This window comes from Acinetobacter sp. 228 (assembly GCF_048147885.1).
Genome location: NZ_JAYWYV010000011.1, coordinates 49,219 through 71,386, shown reverse-complemented (window position 1 = coordinate 71,386; position 22,168 = coordinate 49,219). Strand labels below are relative to the sequence as shown.

Sequence of the window (22,168 nt, the reverse complement as noted above, 5' to 3'; positions counted from 1 at the left end):
GCGACGTACTTTAACTGAAATTGCCACTAATGAAAATAAGTGAAAGTCTGAGAGCTCATGTTGCCCAAAAATTGCTGATCGAGATCAGCTTATAAACTTAAAAGTGCAGAATAACTTAAAGGAATAGAAAAGCTCATTAGCACCAGCGAAGCCGTTTTCTGCAGGTTTTTCTGATTGAGCCAGCGGCTATTTTTTCTGGCTAGGATTGAGCCTAAAAAAGTCCAGAAGAATGCAATCGGGATCAGTAAAAGCAAGAAAACGAGCATATGAGCCACATAATGTTGGCTGCTTTTCCAGACAATCACAGGAAAAATGGCTGAGGCAAACAAAAGTGCCTTGGGATTAAGTAAGGTTGCTAAAAACAATTCACGTGCGCGAATTGAGACCTTATCAAAATTTTCACTCAGCTCTGCAGTCCGCCATAATTTCACAGCAAGGAACAGAATATAGCCAGCACTAAAAAGTTTGAGAATGGTCGGTAACAGCGGAAGATGAACGGAAATTTTCCCGATCAGAATACCCCAAAAACTGATAGCAATCAGATAACCAAAGGCTTCAGCAGGAATTAAACGAAATGTTTTTTTAAATCCGACCTGAATGCCTGAAGATGCCAATAAGGTATTGGTTGGGCCTGGTGTTAAAAGAATGGTTGCCACTAAACCAATAAAAAACCATGAAATCATAGTTTGACCTCGCTCTAATCCGCGTAGCATAGAATAGTTAAGTCAAAGCTGCAAAAAAATAATTGTAAGAGAAGATATAAACCCAACCAAAATCTATTTTTATTCAATAAATTCAAATATCTATATAATAATTTAGAGTAAAAACCAGACAGTCATTTCAGTCAATTTCAATCATTTAAATCGAGCTATTTTAAAAATGAATAATAAAAAAGCCCTAACTTTTAGTTAAGGCTTAATGATTTTAATTTTCTGTCTTTTAATTAAAATATCCGGCTATGATCTTTTTCCACTTTTGGTAACTGTGCTGCGATTTTCTCTGCAATTAACATATAGCTATCTGCTGCCTCGTCCCCTGCAATCACGGAAGGTTTCCCTGCATCGGCATTTTCACGAATTTTAGCGTCCAGAGGTAAGCGGCCCAGTAATGGAATTTGATATTGCTCAGACAGTTTATCGCCACCACCTGTACCAAAAATCTGTTCCTCAAAACCACAATTTGAGCAGATATGGGTCGACATGTTTTCAATCACGCCCATGACTGGAATCTGTACACGGTTAAACAGCTCAATGCCTTTGGTCGCATCCAGCAAGGCCACGTTTTGTGGTGTTGTCACAATCACTGCGCCTGTTACAGGAATACGCTGTGCTAAGGTCAACTGGATATCGCCCGTGCCAGGCGGCATGTCGATCATCAATACATCCAGATCTGGCCAAAGAGTCTGATTAAAGAGCTGCATTAATGCACCCGTAGCTTTTGGACCACGCCATGCCACTGGAGTATTGTGATCACCGGTTAAATGTCCAATCGATAATACCGCCATTCCATAGGCATCAAGAGGTACAAACTGCTCTGCTTCGATCATCGGTGTTTTACCGGCATTGCCGAGCATGGTCGGAATACTTGGACCATAAATATCAGCATCCAGTACACCTACCCGCAGGCCCATTTTTTTTAGAGCCAAAGCCAGATTGACAGTAGTAGTCGATTTACCCACCCCACCTTTGCCAGATGACACCAGAATCACATTCTGAATACGAGGATGTTTCGGGACATCACGCTGTTGTGGTGCAGCTTTTTGAATCGGTGGATTATTCGGATCAGCATCTTCTGCCTTTTCAGCTTGAGCCGAAGCATCCACCACAGGAGGAAGATCTGGTTTTTGTGGTGCTGCAGGTTGGCTTGAACAGCTTTCTCCCTCAGCATGGTTATGTCCGCAACCACCCGAATTTTTACTTTTAGGCCCAGTTTTTTGCTGAATCACATGCATATTCAGCTCTTGAATACCACATTTTTGCAAAGCTTCTGCCAGCTCATCATGAATCTGTTGCAGTTGTTCTTTTTCTTCTGGATAGGTATTCAGGGTAATTTGCAGAATCTCACCCTGTACATTGACCTGTGTAATGCGATCTTTCAAGGCATTACTGGAATTTGGCAAAATATAGTTTTGCAGTACGTTCTGCACAGCTTCTTCGTTCACCTCCTTGGAAGGCGAAAAAACCGATTTAAGCGAAGAAAGCCACGACATAGGTTACTCCAAAAATGTAGATCGACATCTGAATGGCCTAGTTTAACGGGGTTTTAGGCGAAGGTTAAGCACTGTATTGGAGAAGATGAAACAGATATGTTCAATTTCCAACTATTTCACTTGGTTTTATAAAATGTTTCATGAAATCTTGGCACATATAAATAATGAAAAATGAATGAGAAAGAAGTAAATGAAGACATATTATTTTTGATGTAAACATTATTTTTTATATTAGGTTTCTATATTTTAAGCCACTCTAACCTGCTGTGATTAAAGTGGCTCTATGATCATAAATTACTTATGATTTTTACTGTTTTCAGACTTGCCCTGTTGTTCCTTGGTGTTTTTATCCTGATCCTGTTTTGATTCATCTTTTTTGGATTCGGAATCATTTGCTGAATCTGTATCTTTCGCGTCTTTCTGCTGATCAGCATCACTGTCTTTAGCTTGAGTATCCTTCATCTTGTTCATGGTATCCGTCGCCATCTGTTTCAGCTCGGCGAATTTAACAGAAGCTTCACTTACTAATTCCGTGATTTTTTGTTTAGTATCTTCAAACTTATGCATGGCTTCGTCTTTCAAATTTGCCATACCGGCCTGCTGATCGTTCTGATCATCTTTAGAATTCTGTTTATCTGACTTATCCGATGATTTGTCTTGAGATTTATGATCGGCTTTGGCCTTTTTCGCGTGATCTGTCTCTTGCTCACCATTTTTCTGGCTGTCAGATTTGCCATGTTTTAGCTCATTCAGAAGCTTTTCACCTTTTTGCAAAAGCTCCTCACCAATTGCAATTGCTTTGGCTTTTAAGTCATCCATTTTGAAACTTTCAGTTTTTTGATCTGACTCATTCTCTTTAGAACTGTCTTTTTGCTCAGTATTTACATTTTTGCTGCTATGCTGAGTATCAGACTTCTCCTCGGCATTGGTCTGAGCATTTTGTCCATTCTTGTGTTCCTGATTATGCTGTTTATCGATCTCGTTCTGCTTTTGCTCTTTTGAAACCTGATCATTCATTTCACGTGCATGTTGTTCTTTATCTTGGTTCTGCTTTGAAGTACTTGTCTGGTTATTCTGAGTCATGAGTACCCTCCTAAGGTGTCATAAATAAATTATCAGACAATTTTTTAGCACAAAGCATGCAATGAAGTAGCTGAATTAAGCAAACTGCAACAAAGCCTGTACATGTTGTTGCTGATCATTGCATCAGATAGCACAAACCTCACGATCTCAAACTTTAATCACTGCCAGCCGCAAAAAAATCGTGATTTGTGTTTTGAACATTCTGTTCATCTTCATTCTTTACACTTCTGCTAAAACATTTTTCTGTCATTCTGACATCGCATTTCCTGTAGCTCGCCCATTCAAATACTGTTATAGCCTGATTGTTAAAGCTAAAGGATGCTTGGTGTTAATCTACATTAAACCTTTACAGGATGATTAAAACTACTGGTAACCAGAGATCTTAGCTTAAGCACGCACGGTACTCATAAAACTTAATACCGAGAACAGCCAGATAAACAGGATAAAACTACGCGCTTGGGTGAAATGTGCCACATCTGTGCCATGCAAAATGTTATGACGACTTGCGGTCACATTCGAGCTTGAATCCATCTTATAGGCTGCCAGTTCGGCAAAGTATGGATTCATTTCCGTGGCAATTTTCGATTTATGCCACAGACTCTTAATTTCATTGCCTTTTAAACCGGGAACAATTTTATAGACATCAACAAACTTGGTTCCATTTTGTTTTAAGTAGCCTTGTTGAATCAGCACATCGGTCAATAAGCCTTCAAGCTGTGCATAGAGCAAAGGCACACAACCTGCATAACAGCCCAATTTATACATTTTAAAGGCTTCAATGATCACTGGACGGCGTAAGGCTTTATGGGCTTCATCTATCTGCATCGCATCAAAAGCCGTGAGCAGCTCTTTTTGAAAGTCTTCGCTATTGATGACATCAAATAAATGAAAGGTTTGGACATCTTCATGACGATGCCTCTGTTGCCAGAAGTGCATCAGGTTCAAGGCATCATTGGCGACTTTTGAACCGACAGGTTGATCGAGCTGATCTGCCCACACATTAAAGTATTCATCTTGCTGTGCCAGATCACGCAAGGTTTCGATTAAAAATGTATGTTCGCCTTGCGAGATTTGTTCTAAATAGCTTTGAGCATCTTCAAGAATGCGTTTGCCTAAAGTCTGTTGTTTGATATTCGATTTAATCCGCGTGACGGGTTGATCGTCTTCATAGTCGTCGTAATCGTCATACATGGTCAAGCACTCAAGCAAATAGCGGATGAGCTATTATCCCCGATAATTTTGCCATAAAGTAGCATTTCATCTCGATGCAACTTTGTTATTGAAAAAGAATTCACCAAAAGCCTTATGCAAGTCTTCTCCATCTCATGTAAAATTATCGCCCATTGCATAAAATACGAATGAGAGAGTGAATCCGTGCGTAAAATTTTAGTCACTAATGCCCTTCCTTACGCCAATGGCCCGATTCATATGGGTCACTTACTTGGCTATATCCAAGCAGATATTTGGGTACGTGCCATGCGCGCGATGGGTCATGACGTGACTTATGTCTGTGCGGATGATGCTCATGGTACAGCGATCATGCTGCGTGCTGAAGCGAATGGCATTTCCCCTGAAGCGCAAATTGCCAATGTGCAAAAAGAACATATCCGTGATTTTGACGGTTTCGGTGTGCATTTCGATCATTATGATTCTACGCATAGTGATACCAACCGCGTCCGTGCTTCAGAAATCTATATCAAAAACCGTGAAGCTGGCAATATTGCTGTTCGTCCTGTAACGCAGTTATTTGATCCTGAAAAAGGCATGTTCCTGTCAGACCGGTTTATTAAAGGTACCTGCCCGAAATGTAAGGCTGAAGATCAATATGGCGATTCATGTGAAGTGTGCGGTACGACTTATAACGCAACTGAACTACTGAATCCAAAATCGACTTTAAGTGGCGCAACACCAGTCGAAAAATCATCTGATCATTACTTCTTTAAATTGCCAAATTTTGGTGAATACCTGCAAAAATGGACCCGTGATGAAGGTCGCCTGCCGGTATCGATTGCCAACAAGCTGGACGAATGGTTTGAAAATGGCTTAAACGATTGGGACATCTCACGTGATGCACCATACTTTGGTTTTGAAATTCCTGATGCGCCAAACAAATACTTCTATGTGTGGGTCGATGCGCCAATTGGCTATATGTCGAGTTTTGAAAATTACATCAAGACTAAACGTCCTGATTTAAGCTTTGATGATTTCTGGAAAAAAGATTCTAAAAATGAAGTCTATCATTTCATTGGTAAAGACATCGTGTATTTCCACGCCCTGTTCTGGCCGGCAATGCTGGAAGGTGCAAATTACCGTACGCCATCAGGCTTATTCGTGAATGGTTTCCTGACTGTCAACGGTCAGAAGATGTCTAAATCTCGTGGTACGTTCATTAAAGCTGAAACATATTTAGAGCATTTAAACCCAGAATATTTACGTTATTACTTTGCTTCTAAACTTTCTGACAAAGTTGAAGATTCGGACTTGAATCTTGATGACTTCGTGCAAAAAGTAAATTCAGACCTCGTCGGTAAAGTTGTGAATATTGCCAGCCGTTGTGCAAAATTCATCAATACCAAATTTGATAACAAGTTAAGTGCAACATGTGCAGAGCCTGAACTGGTTCAAAGCTTTATTGATGCGGGTGATTCTATTGCAAAAGCATACGAAGACCGTGAGTTCTCGGCAGCGATCCGTGAAATCATGGCACTTGCGGACAAAGCCAACCAGTATATTGACGAGAAAAAGCCTTGGGCACTTGCTAAGCAAGAAGGTCAGGAACAACAAGTGCATAACGTATGTTCTGTGGGTATTAACCTGTTCCGTCAATTGGCAGTGTATTTAGCACCTGTATTGCCGACACTGGCTCAACAGGTTCAAGATTTCTTGCAACTTGAAAGCTTCGATTTTGCTTCTCGTGAAACGATTCTGCTGAGTCATGAAATTGCCTTATTCCAGCCGTTAATGCAACGTGTAGATCCAAAAGCTGTTGCTGCTATGGTGGATGCATCTAAAGATTCTTTAGCTGCTCCTGCTGCTGAGCCAACTAAAGCTGAAAAGAAAAAAGAGAAGAAGGCTGAGAAAAAATCTGAGCCTAAAGTTGGCGAAGCTGAAATTATTGGCATCGAAGACTTTATGAAAGTTGACCTGCGTGTGGCTGAAGTTCTTGAAGCTGCTACGGTTGAAGGTTCTGACAAGCTTCTTCAATTGACTTTAAATGTCGGTGAAGCTGAGCCACGTAACGTATTTAGCGGTATTCGTGAGTTCTACCAACCTGAAGACCTCAAAGGCAAATTGGTGGTAATGGTGGCGAACCTCGCACCGCGTAAGATGCGTTTTGGTATTTCAAACGGTATGGTTTTAGCTGCCGGTAATGGCGAAGGGGTTTGGGTGATTTCACCTGAATCTGGTGCAAAACCGGGTGATAAGGTTTCTTAAGATTTAGATTTTAAGATGGGAAAAGCCTCTACTAATGTAGGGGCTTTTTTATACCATTTGTACAATTTATTTTCTTGTTTTTTAAAATTATATCTATAGAATCGAAACGCTTTTTATTTTTTATAATTATTCGGGGTAAACATGAAAAAATTATTAGTTTCAGTTTTAGCAATGTCAACACTTGTATTTACAGGCTGTTCAGTTCGTATGGCTGATATGACTGTGGCTTCAACTAAAAACTATAACCTAAACTCCAATCAGTTTGTTAAGGGCGAACGTGTTAAAGGCGAAGATAAAGTTCCAGTAATTTTATTCCCACTTGGTATTCCTAATTTCAAAACAGCAGTAGATCGCGCTATTGAAAAAGACCGTTGTACGGTAGCACTTTCAGATGTGGTCATCACTCAATTAAATCAGGCATTCCTTGTTGGCCAAATTGGCTATCGCGTAGAAGGTACTCAAATTATTGACCGCTCTCAACCAGAATGCAGTAAATAATTTATTTAAAAAGCCTCTACTAATGTAGGGGTTTTTTTATTGGGTATTTCCCTTTCCCTAAGGGAGAGGGAGAATCTTTGAGAATTCGACGACAATATTTAATCAGATGATTTTCGACATGGATGTCGCTCGTTCGTTAGGGGCATACGGACGTGCCCTCTAACGAACAAAGGGGTTTTGTTACTTTTGCCCCGACAAAAGTAAAGACTGATATCTATTCTTCTGAGATTTTTTCCCACTGATAAACGCAGTAACTACAATATCCTTCATTCCAAGTAACTTCCTCTGGAGATAAACTTGCAGGACATCTTTCACACTCATGGATAGCGCTTTCCTCACAACATAGACAGATTTGCTCTTCCATAGAATATGTTTCTTCACCACATTCTGGACAAATTGCGTAAGGTTCTGAACCACCATCTTTATAATGGTAATAACCATAGTTTCTTTCACAATCGACTGAAACTGCTGAATTGATTACTTGTTCAAATGAAAGCTCATCATGACAAGCCACACATTCATACGAGGTATATTTAGCTGAAACTTGTGTATCAATAGGCTTTAACAAATCTGAACCGCAATTTGAACATATTGCATTTTATATTAAGTCTTCTTGTTTAGCTGAAAAATAAGTATTTTTTTCTAGCGCGTGTAAGCATTCTAGCTTTTCTTTATCATAAACATTTTTGACATCAAGTAATTTCTGCCAATAATCCTGCCCTAGTAGTTTAGACGGTTCTTCATTCAAATATACTCGAACAAAATCATTAATAATATTAAAACTATGAGTCAACATTGCCTCTATAGCCTTAGGATTATCCGTACTGAAATAATGCTCAATATTATTTCGATATTTTTGTATTTTCTCTAATTCCTTCCAATTAACTTCAATATCTAAGCTTTTAAATCTCTCTTGAATTCCTTGAACATCGACTGTTTTTAATCCATCACCCACAAAAAATAATTCGCCATTTATAAATTTGGGTTTAATTTTTTGTTTTATTAAAACTTCATCACTATTAGGATCACTTAGTTCTGAAAGGTGGTGCTTGAATAGTAGCAATATTCCAGAAAATAAATTTCTTGTACAAGAAATTAATCTTTTAGGATTTTCACCAATTAGTTCATAATCTTCAATTCCAAGCTGAATAGAATCAATTGCATTATTTAATATTGTCATTTTCATTCCATATAATTGTTTTAAATAATTTATCTATTCACTTCATTAATTACAAATGCTAAAACTACATATCTCTTTAAAATATATAACAAATCTATGAAAAATTTAAGCCCCCTATTCCTCGCACTCGCTCTTAGCACCACCGCCTTCACCACCCAAGCGGCTGAACCCACCATCACCCAACAAAAATAAGTAGCTGGCTACTCTACCATCACCAAATCGGTAACACCCAAATTACTGCACTACTTGATGATACAAACTATTTAAATCCATCTATGCTTTAAGACTTAATCAATACATAAAAAAGCCCCTATCTCTAGAGGCTTTTTTATTGCTGGGTTTACTTAGCCTTGCAGGATAAATTCCCAGATGACATACCCTAGTCCGAAACCAATCAGCCCATACAAGGTAATGATAAAAAATACAAAGCTGGCATTGTTTTTTCTTTTCCAAAAACTCATATTGATACCCAAAGCTGTTCGTGATATCTCATGTTAACGGGCTTTTTTAAAAAAGTGAAACTTATCTAAGTAATTTATTTATAAAAATATTTTAAAATAAAGACATTTTATTTTTAGAAAAAAATCAATATACAGTTTTCAACTTAATGCTTAGTACAGATGTTCAATTCGTTATCTCTCTTTAAAAAAAGTAAATGTTTTTATATTCTTTTTCCGTAGTTTGCATGCTAATACATAGAACAAACTCCACAACATAAGAATTGTCATGAATATTTTAAAAACTTCCCTCTTCACCTCTCTATTTTCATTGTCTGTTTTAGGGGTGAGTATCCACAGTCAAGCTGCTAAACCTGTATCTCCTGCTCAACAGAAACAGGTGGCCGGTTATTATCAATATCCATTTGGAAATTTACAGATCACCGCCCTGCTGGATGGCACAAATTATCTGCCCAAAGCTTTATTTAAGGATATTCCGCCAGTCCAGGCGGATCAGATTTTAAAAAAATACTATATCGATCAGGCTAAAGGCATTCAAACTTCTGTAAATGCTTTTCTGGTCAATACCGGCTCAACACTTGTGTTGGTAGATAGCGGTGCCTCTAGCTGTAACGGTCCCAATTTTGGTTCGGTTCTAACCAATCTGAAAGCAGCAGGTTATCGTCCTGAACAGGTCGGGGCAATTTTATTAACCCATTTACATGCTGATCATGTCTGTGGCATTAGCAATAATGGCGTGGCAAATTTTCCAAATGCGACCATCTATATTTCCCAATCTGAAATGGATTTCTGGATGAATCCGAAAAGCGTAGAAAGTTTGCCGCAGCAAAGACGAGCAAGCTTTACTAACACAGTCGATAAAATTAAAAATGCCATTGCTCCCTACCAAAGCAAGAATCAGCTAAAAACCTTCAAAGTTGGCGACAAGATTCAGAATTTCAATGTAGTCAGTTCGGCTGGACATACACCGGGACATTTTGGTTTTAGCTTAAAATCACAAGGTCAGGAAATGGTGTTTATTGGGGACATCGTGCATTCGCACAGTATTCAGTTTGACCGTCCACAGACTGCGGTAGATTTTGATATAGATCCCAAAAAAGCAGTAGATACCCGTTTAAAGTATTTTGCTGAATATGCAAAACAGGGCCAGACCATTGCAGCACCACATTTACCTTTCCCGGGCATTGGTCATATCTATTCTACGGACAGTAAAAGCTATCAGTGGATTCCGGTACATTTTAAAGATTAATTGAATACTTCAATAATTTGATCTAAACATGAAACCCTAATTTTCTAGGGTTTCATTTATTTCTAAATTTTTTCTTAAAAATCTTTCACTTTTCATGTGCACCTTTAGCACGCTTATTTAGCACCGTTTTTCTTACGATAAATATAAACATCTAAAAATATAATATAAATTTCAACTTTATGAATTTTTCCCATGGCTTAGTTTGGTGCACAAAAATTGTATTGTGCTTTATATCGAGTCTTATCAATTTCAAGAAATTCTTCATCAAAATTTCCCTTGTTCCTGCCTCTTTTAGAATCAGTTTGCCTCTATATACTGGGTTTCTTTTGTGATTCTACGCACTAAATTGGAACGCACAATGCAAAATGTAGACTTATTATTTCTTCTTCTGGGTGCAGTTCTAGTGCTTGCCATGCATGCAGGATTTGCTTTTTTAGAACTAGGGACAGTTCGGCATAAGAATCAGGTGAATGCCTTAAGTAAAATTTTAACTGACTTTGCCATCTCCGCCATCGCTTATTTTTTAGTGGGTTACTATATTGCCTATGGTCAGCATTTCTTCCACGATGCCCATACGCTGGCAGCCGATCATGGCTATAACCTGATGCGTTGTTTCTTCCTGCTCACCTTTGCTGCGGCCATTCCAGCGATCATTTCAGGAGGAATTGCTGAACGTGCCAACATGCGTGCTCAAGCTTTAGCGACATTATTTCTGGTTGCCCTGATCTATCCATTTTTTGAGGGCATGATCTGGAATGGTAATTTAGGCTTTCAGGACTGGTTAGCTCATACATTCGGCGCCAGCTTTCATGATTTTGCAGGTTCAGTGGTGGTGCATGCCATAGGCGGCTGGATCGCATTGGCTGCAGTAATTCTGCTCGGTGCACGTCATGGCCGCTATAAAAATGATGGCCGGATTACTGCACATCCGCCCTCTTCAATTCCTTTTTTGGCCTTGGGTTCATGGATTCTGATTGTCGGCTGGTTTGGTTTTAATGTCATGAGCGCACAACGCCTCGATGCTATTTCCGGACTGGTTGCGATTAATTCCTTAATGGCAATGGTAGGGGGAACTATTGCTGCCAAAATAGCAGGGAAAGATGACCCGGGCTTTCTGCATAATGGACCATTGGCCGGACTAGTAGCGATCTGTGCAGGCTCTGATGTGGTACATCCGCTTGGTGCTCTTTTCATCGGCATCAGTGCCGGCATAATTTTTGTAAGACTTTTTACCTATACTCAAAATAAACTCAAGATCGATGACGTATTGGGAGTCTGGCCTTTGCATGGGGTATGTGGTGCTTTTGGCGGATTAGCTGTGGGTGTTTTCGGTCAGCAATGGCTAGGCGGCATCGGAGGTGTTTCTATTCTTTCACAACTATTTGGTACAGCTCTGGCGATTATTACTGCTTTGGCAGGTGGCTTCCTGGTTTATGGTTTGCTTAAAGTTTGCATCGGTATTCGTTTGAGTCAGGAAGATGAATTTATGGGTGCAGACTTGTCTATTCACCGGATTTCTGCCAACTCCGACGATAATATTTTTTAACGACCAAATTAAAAATAGCCCCAAGAATAGCGGCTATTTTTATATCTATAAGCTGAACTTATAAGAAATAATTACTTCATCCCAAAAATCAGCTTCAAACCTAATACGGTCATCACTGCTCCTGCTGCGCGATCAAAGATGGCCTTAAATTTCAAGTAAACACGACGCGGCTTTTCTGCAGACAATGCCACTGCCACCAGAGAACACCAGCCTGCATCAATAAAAAAACACAAGATAGGCAAGACAAAATAAAAATGCGTTGGAATCTCTTTAGGTAATAGCGCAGTAAAAATACTGGCTAATACAATGGCAATTTTGGGATTGGACAATTGTGTAATCAAGCCGGTGGTAAACGCACGGCGTAACGACATCTGCTTGGTAATGGCAGCATCTGCCTCAATCGGATCTTTGGCATGTCTAATAATTTTAAAAGCCAGCCAGAGCAGATATAAACCACCACAAATTTTTAAGGCCAGATAGGCTGAAGGTACAGCCAGTAAAAATGCCTGTAAGCCCAGCACTGCCAACAGACCAAAAATGGCAGCCCCAGTCCCCGTACCTAAAGCGGTGAATAAGCCATGCTTACGTGAAATCGCAATTGAATTTTTTGCCACATATATAGAAGTCGGCCCTGGGCTCATCGCACCTAACATCAGGGCGAAAGCAATAGAACCTAAAATCCAGAATGATTCCACGTGACTATCCCAGCTTAAAAATGAATGCGTTATTTTAAGTAAAAATAATTAATTTTGCTTTAATATTTCTACACAAATCTCTTAATATTTCATGAGGTCATCTTATTCTTTCAGTTGATCTCGTGCGGTCACCGAGGAGTCAATCATCTTATAATCCCGATCATGGACAGGCACACCACCGATGATCATTGTGCGGCTTTCGGTTTTAGGCTTATTCATCGCATCATCACAGCCCGATAAACCAAGCAGTACACCGGCTAGAACAGCATAGGATAATATTTTCATTATTCTACCCTCCTCAAGGGAGTTCCTATTTCTAGATTAACATTCCTGCTCAAATAATCAGCAAAATATTTGTGACATTCTGCATCAAAACCGATGTCTAGCTATAAGAAATAACCTATCCTAAGCCTCTAATTCTTTTATTACCTTCGTCATACGGGTAAAACAACCTACTATCTTGATTTTTATGTTTGAAATGATTGCTCATAATATTCCCGATCAACAGATTTTTATTAAAGATGTTTCTGTGACCCTACGGCGTCTGGATCTGGTACATCCCCAGATCTCGGGAAACAAGTTCTTTAAATTAAAATATAATTTTCTTGAAGCGCAAAGACAGGGTTATCAGCATATCCTGAGTTTTGGAGGCGCTTACTCCAATCATATTGCGGCAACTGCATTTGCTGCGCAGCACTTTGGCTTTAAATCTGTCGGAATTATTCGAGGGGAAGAACTGGCTGGTCGACCATTGAATCCAACATTAGCCACCGCCCAAAAATTCGGAATGCAACTGCATTTTGTCAGTCGTGAACAATATCGACGTAAGCATGAGGCTGATTATTTATTGGAATTGGGACAAAAATTTCCTAGGCCTTTTGTCATTCCTGAAGGTGGAACCAATGCTTTGGCCATTCAAGGTTGTCAGGAAATTCTAAAAGAAGATGATACTCAATTTGATGTCATTTGCTGTGCGGCAGGAACTGGCGGAACGATTACAGGTCTGATTGAGGCCAGTCAGGCCCATCAGCAGGTTTTGGGATTTTCAGCACTCAAAGGTTCATTCTTAAAAGATGAAGTCGCCCGACTTACCAGCAAAACCAACTGGAATATTCTCGATGACTACTGTTGTGGTGGTTATGCCAAAACCTCACTGGAACTAATGCAGTTTATTCAGGAGTTTGAATCCCGGTTTTCAATTCCACTGGAGCAGGTCTATACCGCCAAAATGCTGATGGGGATTTTAGATTTGATCGAAAAAAATTATTTTCCGACCGGATCAAGACTGTTGGTGATTCATAGCGGTGGTCTGCAAGGCCGTAATGTTCCCTTTGCTCCGATTCAGGCCTGAACCGGCTGATTATTATTCAAGGCAATTAATCCTTTGACCAAGCGGTAAATATGCCAGATAAAGACTACAAACACGATCAGGAAACCAATCAGAATCATGGTCAACAAGCCTCCGATGATATAGCCTAGCAAACTGATCCAGAAAGTTTTAATCTGCCAATCGACATGACTTTCCAGCCAGGTTCCGCGCATTTCGTCACGCTTGATATAATTCATCACAATCGCGATAAATGGTGTAACACCAATAATAAATCCTAAAATATACAGGATATAAGTAATCAGATTATATTGTTTTAAATCATCTGCACTTGCCATTCGCTTTTTCCTTCTTATTATGCTTTTTATGGAGTTGGTAAAAAAACTATGCATGAGTTTTAAGCAGCTTTCAAATATTTTATGTTTAAAATCGGGTGCACATCTGCAATCTAGGGACTGTTTTTTCTGGAATAGAGAAAGCTGAAATAAAATTGTCTATAATGCTTTCCTTTTGTTCTCCCTTGAGTGTGTGATGTCTTCCAAGCAATACGATGTTCTCGTCATAGGCGCCGGTGCCTCAGGTTTAATGACGGCGTATATGGCTGCGCAACGTGGGCGTAAAGTCGTAGTGGTAGAAAAAGCCAATAAAGTAGGCAAAAAAATCCTGATGTCAGGTGGCGGAAAATGTAATTTTACGAATCTGTATGTCGAACCTGAAAATTACATTTCACACAACCCGCATTTTGTCATTTCAGCCCTGACTCGCTATACCAACTGGGATTTTATTGGACTAGTGTGCGAATATGGCATCGAATATGAGGAACGCAAACATGGACAGTTGTTTACCTTAAATGGTGCCAAAGATATCCTGTCAATGCTATTGGCAGAATGCGATAAAACCGGTCTGGTCGAAATTAAAACCAGTTGTGAAGTCAAAGCAGTCAATGCGGTAGATGATCAAAGTTTCCAGGTTGCAACGTCTTTGGGGTATTTTGAAGTTGAGTCGGTCGTGGTGGCATCTGGCGGTTTATCGATTCCTACTTTAGGCGGTTCAGGAATTGGCTATGAAATCGCAAAACAGTTTGGACATCATGTCTATCCAACCCGTGCCGGACTGGTCCCCTTTACTTTCTCTGATGGATTTAAAGAAGTTACCACGCGTTTGAGTGGTAATGCCGTAGAAGCAACACTTTCTAATGAGCTTAATAGTTTTACCGAAGCGCTGCTATTTACCCATCGCGGCTTAAGTGGACCAAGTTCCCTGCAGCTTTCCAACTATTGGGATGTTGGTCAGAGTTTTAAGGTAGATTTCCTTCCAAGTGTTGATCTGTTGGATTTTTTCAAATCCAAAAAACAAAGCCAGCCGAAAGTCCTGCTACGTACGCTATTGAATGAATATTTACCGAAAAGTGTGGTTCTGGAATTGCAGAATTTGATCTGGGTTGATGTTGCAGAAACTTCAATCGGTAACATCAGTGATGATAAGCTGGAACAGATTGCGGCGCGTCTGCATGGTTTTGAAGTGAAACCCTCCGGAACTGAAGGCTACCGGACTGCTGAAGTGACTTTGGGTGGTGTAGATACCACTGAAATATCCTCAAAAACCATGGAAAGTAAAAAGCAGAAAGGCTTGTATTTTATTGGTGAAGTTCTGGATGTCACCGGACATTTAGGTGGCTATAACTTCCAATGGGCATGGTCATCTGCGCATGCCGCATCGGAATATGTTTAATCAATAGATGATCTGGATTAATACTTTATTCATTCCAGATAATCTGTTTTAAACAGGTTGAGATTGGCCGTACTTTCTAAACGGTTAATCGCAAGCTGCATTTTTCGCGTTGCTTCTCGCAGATGTAATGGCAGTTCATCTGCTGTAGATGCAATGAATGTATGCTGTAGTGCTTTCCACATATTGTTGATCTCCTTGTCCTTATATTTTTAATGCAAGAAGAATACCAAAATCATTTTAGTATTCACTTGAATATTATATATATTTTAAAGACCATATTCTATTTTTAAGTACGAAGCTGGATTTCACTTTTAGTTAAATTCATCGGTTTCAGGAAGTTTCTTTTCCAGCTCTTGCTCAGACTGTTCGTCCTGTTTGCTCTTCACAAAAATAAATCGGTAGGCGGCAGTAAAAAAGCCAATGGTAATTCCTGCGATGACTAAAGGCGCCAGGACCTTGTTAGGTTTCTTGGTATTCATGCAATTTTCCTTAGGACTGAAAAAAATCGACCACTTAAGCGTGGTCGATTTCTCTTAGAAATAACAGGTTATTTCAGGTCATCTTTGTTTTGGGTAGAACGGTCAATATCAACATTCGGCTCTTTTTCTCCGGTTGAACCAAATGGATTATTGGCTGGCGGATGAGTCGGATCGACTTTTACTGAATCCGGTACAGCTTGATCCTCGCCCGGGACCGGATCAATACCCAAAGACTCATCATCCTGTGGCGCAGTCGTAAGGATGGCCGGTGTCGTATGAGATAAATCGTCATCTATAGGGGTATTATCTGAGTCTTGATTTGGCACGATACCTGCTCCTGGAGTTGTGATTGAAGAATCATTAGTACCTGTTCCGGTAGTACGGTTTTTGCCACCTAAGCTGGAAAATATACTGTTTTCAGCTTTTTCTTTGACCGGATTTGGATGTTTAGCTTCTCGTTTGGCTTTATCAATCAGATCTGTAAGTACACGCTCAGCAGGTTGACGGCCGCCCAGACCAAATGCCAAGGCAAATGCCACTGCTACAGCACCTAGAGTTAAACCGAATGCCAGATTAACAATTGAATCGGCAATACCCATGGCACGCAGACCCATTGCTACAACTAGTCCCATGATCAGAACACGAACCAGATTCCCTAACCAGTGTGAACTCTTGTATTCGCCGCGCTGTACGATATTAGCAACGATATTGGCCAGCCAGAAACCGATAACCAGAATTACCGCACCTAGCAGGATGTTGGCACCAAAGTAGATGAACATCGCAATCAGGCCACTGATCTGTTCAAAGCCAAGGCGATTCGCTGCTTCCGATACTGCAAATAGCATGGTGAAGAAAACGATCAGGTAACCGACTACACTTGAAAGTTTAGTCGTTCCTAAAAAGCGTTGGACGTCCAGTTTGGCAGGAACTTCATCAACACCTGTACCGGCGATTACTTCAACTACCAGAGCAGCAACCAGTTTAGACACCACATAAGCCAGTATCAGAATCAACGCAGCAGCGATGATATTTGGAATGGCATTCATGATTTCATACAGCATGGCTGTAGCAGGCTGAGAAATTGCCTCGATACCCAGTGCTTCAAATGCAACGATGAGCGCAGTAATAATGACCACGGCGAAGATGAATGTACCAATTACCTGGGCGACATTCGAGTTTTTAAAAATTCCTACTTTTTCAGCATGCTGTTGTAAATTAAAACTATTTACCAGTCCTTCCACGATACCACGTAAAATTTTAGCCAAGATATAACCGACAAAAATGATCACTGCAGCAATAAAGATATTTGGTAAATAACTTACGACATCAGTCAGCATATTTTCAACCGGTAACAACAGACCGTTGAGACCTAGAATCGAGAGTACGATTGGCAAAAATAGCAACAGGATTAACCAGTAAACAATTTGACTGATGTTTTGGCTGATCGGACTGACACCTACTTCCGCACTGAGTTTTTCATCCAGTTGCGTTCGGTCAAGTACCTTCTGCAATCCCATCTTGACCAGATTGGCTACAATCCAGCCTATGAATCCAATTGCAATTGCACCTAGTAACTGCGGGATAAATAACAGGAACTGCTCGATCATATTACTGAATGGACCACTGACACCAGTAAGATTCAGTACATTCAGTGCACCAATCACGGCAATAATCAGAATAATCCAGAATACGACACGGGCAACAATACTTTCTACATTAGAGTGATGGCCTGTCGCCGTATTTAAGTGTGTATTGGTCCCCAGTTTCTGCAAGAGCTTTTTAACAGCTGCCGAAACCAGTAACGCAATGATCCAGCCAATTACTAAGATGGCAATTGCACTAAGAATGGGATAAAACTGATCCCAATAGTACATTGCATCGAAGCCACCACGCGGGCTTCTCATATAATCATTCATGTTGTTCTACCCTCATTGTTATTAAGCTATTTATCTGAAATCGGGGCATGTCCCTGAAGCAATCAGCCCCTTCTTCTTCCGGATTCATATTTGGATTTGATGTTTTCAGACTTACACCAGGTAGATGGCACTACCTTCAAATATCATGCTCCATTGCAAAAAAGCCCCAGTGGTTCACTAGAGCTTTTCAGGTATTTTTAGTTATTGGGTGGCCTGCCCATCAGTCGCGGTTGCAGTTGCTTCTGTACCATCAGTTGCAGTTGCTTCAGTTCCATTATTCATGGTAGCAGTGCCTTGTGTAGGCTCACCGACTGGGGTCGAATTATTTGGGGTAGCAGGCTGCACATTTGGATTTGGATGCCCAGCAGGCGCATCACTTGCATCTGGCTTCATGTCAGAAAACATATAAAACAGTAGGGCAAGTAAAAAAATACCGACCAAAATCAAGATATAAACAGGGATACGCTTTTTCTGCGTCACGTCTGCCTGATGATTCAAAGGTGGTTTTTTATTGAAATCATCGACCATAACCATCCTCACTCTTTGTTATTCATAAGTAGATTTTTAGAATAACAAGCTGTGAATAAGGCTTCTGTGACAAAACATGGTGAGATGGTGACGAGATGTAAGTCACTAATCCCTCAGAATTCTCTCATTGATGCCTTGGTTAAAATAGCCGTTTTACTGAAGTATGTTGCACATCGACTGGGGTTTGGTGTTCATCTTTCAACTGCACCCCTGAAAGCTTAAGTTCGCAGGATTTACGCATCAATGCCACCAGTCGCTGAATGGCAATTGGATAGGCGAGACCTGCAGGCCGCACATTGGAAATACAGTTACGCAAGGCATCATGACAGCCTTTAAAAGCATTATAAGTATAGTAAATACCCATACTGTCTGGTGAGCTTAAGCCTGGCCGCTCACCAATCAGCATAACCAGCATTTTGGCTTTCAGGATTTCTGCGACTTCATCCCCTAAAGCGACCCGACTGCCTTGTGCAATTACCATGGGCGCAACCTTCCAGCCTTCCTCCTTGCAAGCGTCTATCAAGGCTGGAACAAAATAAGGTACATTTTCCTCAATAGCGCGTGCTGACAGTCCATCTCCCAGCACAATGGCTACATCCCAATATTGCTGATGTTCGGCCCGGTATTGCTGCAACATTGCTTTGGAGTGTTCTGAAAGCACACGCCCAAGATCGGGACGTTTAAGATAAAGATCTTTCTCTACCGCCTGACTGTCAATTTCCAGAATGGCTAGTCCTGTTTTACTCAAAACCGATTTTAAAGATTCAACATCAAGTGGCTTCAGTACGGCATCTTTGGCCTGGGCATGCGCTAGCTGAAATTCCAGACTTGGTCGAGTCGGCAAGCTGCCACCAGTTCGGCCTAAGGCAATCCGTGCATCAGTAAAAGCTTTCAATTTCTGCCAGGGATTATCCTGTAATTGGGACTCAAATTTCACATCGGCAATCAGTTTCATAGTACTTCCTCAAGACAGGATTAGACGTGAAAATTGCTTCGGTAGCTCGGTCGGCCAGTGCAGCTGATTGGACTGTTGCGCCAAAATTCCCTGCTGCTCCAGCCAGTGGTCAAATTCGGGGGCCGGTTTTAATCCCAGTAACTGCCGGATGTAGAGCGCATCATGAAAGGAGGTCGTCTGATAATTCAGCATCACATCATCTGAACCGGGAATACCCATGATAAAATTTAGTCCGGCATTGGCAAGCAAGGTCAGCAGTACATCCATATCATCCTGATCGGCATCGGCATGATTGGTGTAGCAAATATCACAGCCCATTGGTACACCGAGCAGCTTGCCACAGAAATGATCTTCCAGCCCGGCCCGGATAATCTGCTTGCCATTATACAGATATTCCGGCCCGATAAAGCCGACCACGGTATTGACCAGCAAGGGATTAAACTTACGCGCCACGGCGTAAGCACGTGCTTCCAGGGTCTGCTGGTCCACGCCATGATGGCCATTGCTGGATAAGGCACTGCCCTGTCCGGTTTCAAAATACATCACGTTTTGGCCCACTGTGCCGCGTTGCAGGCTTAAGGTCGCCTCATAACCTTCCTGTAACAGCGCCAGATTGATGCCGAAACCGGTATTGGCTTTTTCGGTTCCCGCAATGGACTGGAACATTAAATCAATCGGAACATTTTTATTTGCCAACTGAATTCCGGACGTGATATGGGTCAAAACACAAGATTGAGTTGGAATCTCATATTCCTGAATAACGTGATCGAGCAGTTTGAGCAGCTCAGTCAAATTCTGCAGATTATCTGTGGCCGGATTGATTCCTATGACTGCATCACCATTGCCGTACATCATTCCATCCAGAATCGAAGCTGAGATCCCCATTAGATCATCAGTCGGATGGTTCGGCTGCAAGCGGGTCGATAGATGCCCTGCCAGACCAATGGTATTTCTAAAACGTGTGATTACACGACACTTTTTTGCCACCAGAATCAGATCCTGATTGCGCATAATTTTGCTCACTGCCGCGACCATTTCTGGAATCAGGCCCATTTTTAAGGCCGTAATCTTTTCTGTGGTGGCATCTGCACTCAGCAGCCAGTTACGAAAATCTCCAACAGTAAAATGCGAGATCGGATAAAAGGCCTCAGCATCATGTTCATCCATAATCAGACGGGTGATTTCATCCTCTTCATAAGGAACCACTGCTTCTTGCAAAAACTGTTGTAACGGTACTTCTGCCAGACACATTTGTGCAGCAACACGCTCGGTTGCATTTACGGCCGCAATCCCTGCCAGCTGATCACCAGAACGTTCAGGTGTAGCCTTGGCCAACAGGGTTTTTAAATCCTCAAAGACATAATGCTGACTGGCCACATTGATCTGATACAGCATAAGCGTTTTCTCCCTGATAGATAATTTATTTCAATTCCTTTTCTGCTGCCTCGATACGGGCAAATTCTTCTTCCGGTGTCCCGGCCACCAGATGATGACGGCTATACAGCAGGAAATAGAGAATCAGTGCAATGTAAATGGCAGCTGCCATTAACCAGACTTTTGGATCAACCAGAAAGCCTGCGACCACTGCAATGGCTGCAAGTACTAAAGCAATCGATGCCGTGACAATACCACCTGGTGCTTTATATGGACGTGCCAGATTTGGTCGAGACAGTTTAAGCTTGATGTAGGACATCATCATCAAGACATAGGAAATAGTGGCACCAAAGACTGCCATCAGAATCAGCAGATCACCTTCACCCGAAAGGGACAACAGGAAGCCAATAATCCCCGGAATAATTATGGCCAAATAAGGTACATGATTGCTGTTGGTCAATGACAGTTTTTTCGGTAAATAACCGGCACGTGAGAGTGCAAAAATTTGACGGGAATAGGCATAGATAATCGAGAAGAAACTGGCGATCAGACCCGCCAGCCCGACAAAATTCACGAAACTTGCCATCCAGGTATTGGCACCATACACTGCAACCAAGGCATCCACCAGTGGTGCACCAGAATCTTTCAGCGTATCTGCACCTGCTGCGCCAGGACCGAGCAGCAAAATACTCAGGGCAAAGAATGCCAGAATCAGCATGGAACCAATCAGGCCACGTGGCAAAGATTTGGCTGGTTCTTTGGCTTCCTCGGCTGCCAATGGCACCCCTTCAACTGCCAGAAAAAACCAGATCGCATAAGGCACTGCTGCCCAGATACCCAGATAACCCAATGGCAGGAAACTGCTTGCACCAACTGCTTCCGTACTGACTGCAATATCAAACAGGTTTGCACTATTAAAATAGGGCAACATGCCAAAGATAAACACCATCAAGGCAATCGCGGCAATGGCAGTGATCACAAATATGATCTTGAGTGCTTCACCTGCACCTTTCAGATGCAAGCCCATAAAAACCAGATAGCTCACCAAGTAAATGATCCAGCCGCCAATACCAAACAAGGCTTCACAATAGGCACCAATAAAACAGGCAATTGCTGCCGGAGCGATAGCATACTCGATCAGGATGGCACTTCCAGTCAGATAGCCGCCAAAGGGACCAAAAGCAGTACGGGCAAAACTGTATCCCCCACCGGCGGTAGGCAGCATGGTCGACATTTCGGACATGGCCAGACACATACACAGATACATGAATGCCACTACAATGGTCGCAATAAACATACCTCCCCAACCCGCTTGTGCCAGACCGAAATTCCAGCCGGCAAAATCACCGGAAATCACATACGCGACCCCCAGACCAACAAGAAGCAACCAGCCTACAGCACCTTTCTTGAGCTGTCGCAAGGCAAAATAATCTTCCTGTACTGCTGTTTCAGTCACACCAGTATCAATCACACTTTTTGATTCTGACATAGCAACCTCTTTGTTT

Annotated in this window: 23 protein-coding genes and 1 pseudogene; 7 read left to right on the top strand and 17 right to left on the bottom strand. The window is 41.4% G+C overall.

Annotated elements, in window-relative coordinates:
• Positions 1 to 89: 89 nt before the first annotated feature.
• The 4 genes from VXQ92_RS10040 to VXQ92_RS10025 form a co-directional block, all read right to left on the bottom strand.
• On the bottom strand, positions 90 to 683 hold the full coding sequence (locus tag VXQ92_RS10040) for a LysE family translocator (RefSeq protein WP_064096423.1): 594 nt from the start codon (positions 681 to 683) through the stop codon (positions 90 to 92).
• A gap of 260 nt (positions 684 to 943) precedes the next feature.
• On the bottom strand, positions 944 to 2,209 hold the full coding sequence (gene apbC / locus VXQ92_RS10035; RefSeq protein ID WP_416681339.1) for an iron-sulfur cluster carrier protein ApbC: 1,266 nt from the start codon (positions 2,207 to 2,209) through the stop codon (positions 944 to 946).
• Positions 2,210 to 2,503: 294 nt separating this feature from the next.
• On the bottom strand, positions 2,504 to 3,292 hold the full coding sequence (locus tag VXQ92_RS10030; protein ID WP_416681338.1) for a hypothetical protein: 789 nt from the start codon (positions 3,290 to 3,292) through the stop codon (positions 2,504 to 2,506).
• Positions 3,293 to 3,679: 387 nt separating this feature from the next.
• A complete protein-coding gene (locus tag VXQ92_RS10025; protein ID WP_064096426.1) occupies positions 3,680 to 4,483 on the bottom strand; it encodes a hypothetical protein in 804 nt (267 codons plus the stop codon).
• A 183-nt stretch (positions 4,484 to 4,666) separates the two neighbouring features.
• Here VXQ92_RS10025 and metG point away from each other — a divergent pair, with 183 nt between their 5' ends.
• Positions 4,667 to 6,727 (top strand): methionine--tRNA ligase, encoded by a 2,061-nt coding sequence (metG, locus tag VXQ92_RS10020; RefSeq protein WP_416681334.1) that lies wholly within the window; start codon positions 4,667 to 4,669, stop codon positions 6,725 to 6,727.
• Between the two features lie 141 nt (positions 6,728 to 6,868).
• Positions 6,869 to 7,225 carry a hypothetical protein gene (locus VXQ92_RS10015; RefSeq protein WP_074383447.1) on the top strand — a complete coding sequence of 119 codons (357 nt, stop codon included), beginning with the start codon at positions 6,869 to 6,871 and terminating at the stop codon, positions 7,223 to 7,225.
• A gap of 214 nt (positions 7,226 to 7,439) precedes the next feature.
• On the opposite strand, the gene VXQ92_RS10010 is transcribed toward VXQ92_RS10015, so the two are convergent.
• Complete coding sequence (locus tag VXQ92_RS10010) at positions 7,440 to 7,793, bottom strand: hypothetical protein (protein ID WP_141667080.1); 354 nt, start codon at positions 7,791 to 7,793, stop codon at positions 7,440 to 7,442.
• 30 nt (positions 7,794 to 7,823) lie between these two features.
• A complete protein-coding gene (locus VXQ92_RS10005) occupies positions 7,824 to 8,405 on the bottom strand; it encodes a hypothetical protein (RefSeq protein WP_416681329.1) in 582 nt (193 codons plus the stop codon).
• Between the two features lie 96 nt (positions 8,406 to 8,501).
• Here VXQ92_RS10005 and VXQ92_RS10000 point away from each other — a divergent pair.
• Positions 8,502 to 8,683 (top strand): annotated as a pseudogene (locus tag VXQ92_RS10000) (MBL fold metallo-hydrolase); the annotation flags it as partial.
• A gap of 66 nt (positions 8,684 to 8,749) precedes the next feature.
• Here VXQ92_RS10000 and VXQ92_RS09995 read toward each other — a convergent pair.
• The gene (locus VXQ92_RS09995; protein ID WP_404793566.1) at positions 8,750 to 8,866 is read right to left on the bottom strand and encodes a hypothetical protein; all 117 of its coding nucleotides are present in this window, start codon (positions 8,864 to 8,866) and stop codon (positions 8,750 to 8,752) included.
• A gap of 265 nt (positions 8,867 to 9,131) precedes the next feature.
• Here VXQ92_RS09995 and VXQ92_RS09990 point away from each other — a divergent pair, with 265 nt between their 5' ends.
• Both VXQ92_RS09990 and VXQ92_RS09985 read left to right on the top strand, forming a co-directional pair.
• Positions 9,132 to 10,112 (top strand): MBL fold metallo-hydrolase, encoded by a 981-nt coding sequence (locus VXQ92_RS09990; protein ID WP_416681327.1) that lies wholly within the window; start codon positions 9,132 to 9,134, stop codon positions 10,110 to 10,112.
• A gap of 358 nt (positions 10,113 to 10,470) precedes the next feature.
• Complete coding sequence (locus tag VXQ92_RS09985; RefSeq protein ID WP_416681324.1) at positions 10,471 to 11,658, top strand: ammonium transporter; 1,188 nt, start codon at positions 10,471 to 10,473, stop codon at positions 11,656 to 11,658.
• 71 nt (positions 11,659 to 11,729) lie between these two features.
• Here the strand turns inward: VXQ92_RS09985 and VXQ92_RS09980 are convergent, their stop codons facing one another.
• Both VXQ92_RS09980 and VXQ92_RS09975 read right to left on the bottom strand, forming a co-directional pair.
• Positions 11,730 to 12,353, bottom strand: a complete 624-nt coding sequence (locus tag VXQ92_RS09980; RefSeq protein WP_064096433.1) for a LysE family translocator — start codon at positions 12,351 to 12,353, stop codon at positions 11,730 to 11,732.
• 102 nt (positions 12,354 to 12,455) lie between these two features.
• On the bottom strand, positions 12,456 to 12,638 hold the full coding sequence (locus VXQ92_RS09975) for an NF038215 family lipoprotein (RefSeq protein ID WP_416681322.1): 183 nt from the start codon (positions 12,636 to 12,638) through the stop codon (positions 12,456 to 12,458).
• Positions 12,639 to 12,822: 184 nt separating this feature from the next.
• Between VXQ92_RS09975 and VXQ92_RS09970 the strand changes: the two genes are divergently transcribed.
• Complete coding sequence (locus VXQ92_RS09970) at positions 12,823 to 13,704, top strand: 1-aminocyclopropane-1-carboxylate deaminase/D-cysteine desulfhydrase (RefSeq protein WP_416681320.1); 882 nt, start codon at positions 12,823 to 12,825, stop codon at positions 13,702 to 13,704.
• Here VXQ92_RS09970 and VXQ92_RS09965 read toward each other — a convergent pair.
• Positions 13,695 to 14,018: a DUF4870 family protein gene (locus VXQ92_RS09965; protein ID WP_064096436.1), complete on the bottom strand. Its 324-nt coding sequence runs from the start codon at positions 14,016 to 14,018 to the stop codon at positions 13,695 to 13,697. The genes VXQ92_RS09970 and VXQ92_RS09965 overlap by 10 nt on opposite strands.
• 193 nt (positions 14,019 to 14,211) lie before the next feature.
• On the opposite strand from VXQ92_RS09965, the gene VXQ92_RS09960 reads away from it, so the two are divergent.
• Positions 14,212 to 15,411, top strand: coding sequence for an NAD(P)/FAD-dependent oxidoreductase (locus tag VXQ92_RS09960; protein ID WP_416681316.1), 1,200 nt, complete (start codon positions 14,212 to 14,214; stop codon positions 15,409 to 15,411).
• Between the two features lie 29 nt (positions 15,412 to 15,440).
• Here VXQ92_RS09960 and VXQ92_RS09955 read toward each other — a convergent pair whose 3' ends face one another.
• The 7 genes from VXQ92_RS09955 to eat form a co-directional block, all read right to left on the bottom strand.
• Positions 15,441 to 15,593 (bottom strand): hypothetical protein, encoded by a 153-nt coding sequence (locus VXQ92_RS09955; RefSeq protein WP_171254956.1) that lies wholly within the window; start codon positions 15,591 to 15,593, stop codon positions 15,441 to 15,443.
• A 129-nt stretch (positions 15,594 to 15,722) separates the two neighbouring features.
• Entirely contained in the window at positions 15,723 to 15,890 is a 168-nt protein-coding gene (locus VXQ92_RS09950; protein ID WP_171486363.1) for a hypothetical protein, read from the bottom strand.
• 68 nt (positions 15,891 to 15,958) lie between these two features.
• Positions 15,959 to 17,806: a mechanosensitive ion channel gene (locus VXQ92_RS09945; protein WP_416681313.1), complete on the bottom strand. Its 1,848-nt coding sequence runs from the start codon at positions 17,804 to 17,806 to the stop codon at positions 15,959 to 15,961.
• A gap of 201 nt (positions 17,807 to 18,007) precedes the next feature.
• Positions 18,008 to 18,334, bottom strand: coding sequence for a hypothetical protein (locus tag VXQ92_RS09940; protein ID WP_416681371.1), 327 nt, complete (start codon positions 18,332 to 18,334; stop codon positions 18,008 to 18,010).
• Positions 18,335 to 18,473: 139 nt separating this feature from the next.
• Complete coding sequence (gene eutC / locus VXQ92_RS09935; RefSeq protein WP_416681311.1) at positions 18,474 to 19,289, bottom strand: ethanolamine ammonia-lyase subunit EutC; 816 nt, start codon at positions 19,287 to 19,289, stop codon at positions 18,474 to 18,476.
• Between the two features lie 9 nt (positions 19,290 to 19,298).
• Positions 19,299 to 20,684: an ethanolamine ammonia-lyase subunit EutB gene (locus VXQ92_RS09930; protein ID WP_144724022.1), complete on the bottom strand. Its 1,386-nt coding sequence runs from the start codon at positions 20,682 to 20,684 to the stop codon at positions 19,299 to 19,301.
• Positions 20,685 to 20,709: 25 nt separating this feature from the next.
• A complete protein-coding gene (gene eat, locus VXQ92_RS09925) occupies positions 20,710 to 22,152 on the bottom strand; it encodes an ethanolamine permease (protein ID WP_144724023.1) in 1,443 nt (480 codons plus the stop codon).
• Positions 22,153 to 22,168: the final 16 nt, after the last annotated feature.

Coding starts and splice junctions, on each gene's coding strand:
- VXQ92_RS09985 (WP_416681324.1), top strand. CDS start 10,471: ATGCAAAATGTAGACTTATTATTTCTTCTTCTGGGTGCAGTTCTAGTG.
- VXQ92_RS09995 (WP_404793566.1), bottom strand. CDS start 8,866: ATGAGTTTTTGGAAAAGAAAAAACAATGCCAGCTTTGTATTTTTTATC.
- VXQ92_RS09970 (WP_416681320.1), top strand. CDS start 12,823: ATGTTTGAAATGATTGCTCATAATATTCCCGATCAACAGATTTTTATT.
- apbC (WP_416681339.1), bottom strand. CDS start 2,209: ATGTCGTGGCTTTCTTCGCTTAAATCGGTTTTTTCGCCTTCCAAGGAG.
- eutC (WP_416681311.1), bottom strand. CDS start 19,289: ATGAAACTGATTGCCGATGTGAAATTTGAGTCCCAATTACAGGATAAT.
- VXQ92_RS10015 (WP_074383447.1), top strand. CDS start 6,869: ATGAAAAAATTATTAGTTTCAGTTTTAGCAATGTCAACACTTGTATTT.
- VXQ92_RS10040 (WP_064096423.1), bottom strand. CDS start 683: ATGATTTCATGGTTTTTTATTGGTTTAGTGGCAACCATTCTTTTAACA.
- eat (WP_144724023.1), bottom strand. CDS start 22,152: ATGTCAGAATCAAAAAGTGTGATTGATACTGGTGTGACTGAAACAGCA.
- VXQ92_RS09930 (WP_144724022.1), bottom strand. CDS start 20,684: ATGCTGTATCAGATCAATGTGGCCAGTCAGCATTATGTCTTTGAGGAT.
- VXQ92_RS10005 (WP_416681329.1), bottom strand. CDS start 8,405: ATGACAATATTAAATAATGCAATTGATTCTATTCAGCTTGGAATTGAA.
- VXQ92_RS09960 (WP_416681316.1), top strand. CDS start 14,212: ATGTCTTCCAAGCAATACGATGTTCTCGTCATAGGCGCCGGTGCCTCA.
- VXQ92_RS09950 (WP_171486363.1), bottom strand. CDS start 15,890: ATGAATACCAAGAAACCTAACAAGGTCCTGGCGCCTTTAGTCATCGCA.
- VXQ92_RS10030 (WP_416681338.1), bottom strand. CDS start 3,292: ATGACTCAGAATAACCAGACAAGTACTTCAAAGCAGAACCAAGATAAA.
- VXQ92_RS10025 (WP_064096426.1), bottom strand. CDS start 4,483: ATGTATGACGATTACGACGACTATGAAGACGATCAACCCGTCACGCGG.
- VXQ92_RS09940 (WP_416681371.1), bottom strand. CDS start 18,334: ATGGTCGATGATTTCAATAAAAAACCACCTTTGAATCATCAGGCAGAC.
- VXQ92_RS09945 (WP_416681313.1), bottom strand. CDS start 17,806: ATGAATGATTATATGAGAAGCCCGCGTGGTGGCTTCGATGCAATGTAC.
- VXQ92_RS09975 (WP_416681322.1), bottom strand. CDS start 12,638: ATGAAAATATTATCCTATGCTGTTCTAGCCGGTGTACTGCTTGGTTTA.
- VXQ92_RS09990 (WP_416681327.1), top strand. CDS start 9,132: ATGAATATTTTAAAAACTTCCCTCTTCACCTCTCTATTTTCATTGTCT.
- VXQ92_RS09965 (WP_064096436.1), bottom strand. CDS start 14,018: ATGGCAAGTGCAGATGATTTAAAACAATATAATCTGATTACTTATATC.
- VXQ92_RS09955 (WP_171254956.1), bottom strand. CDS start 15,593: ATGTGGAAAGCACTACAGCATACATTCATTGCATCTACAGCAGATGAA.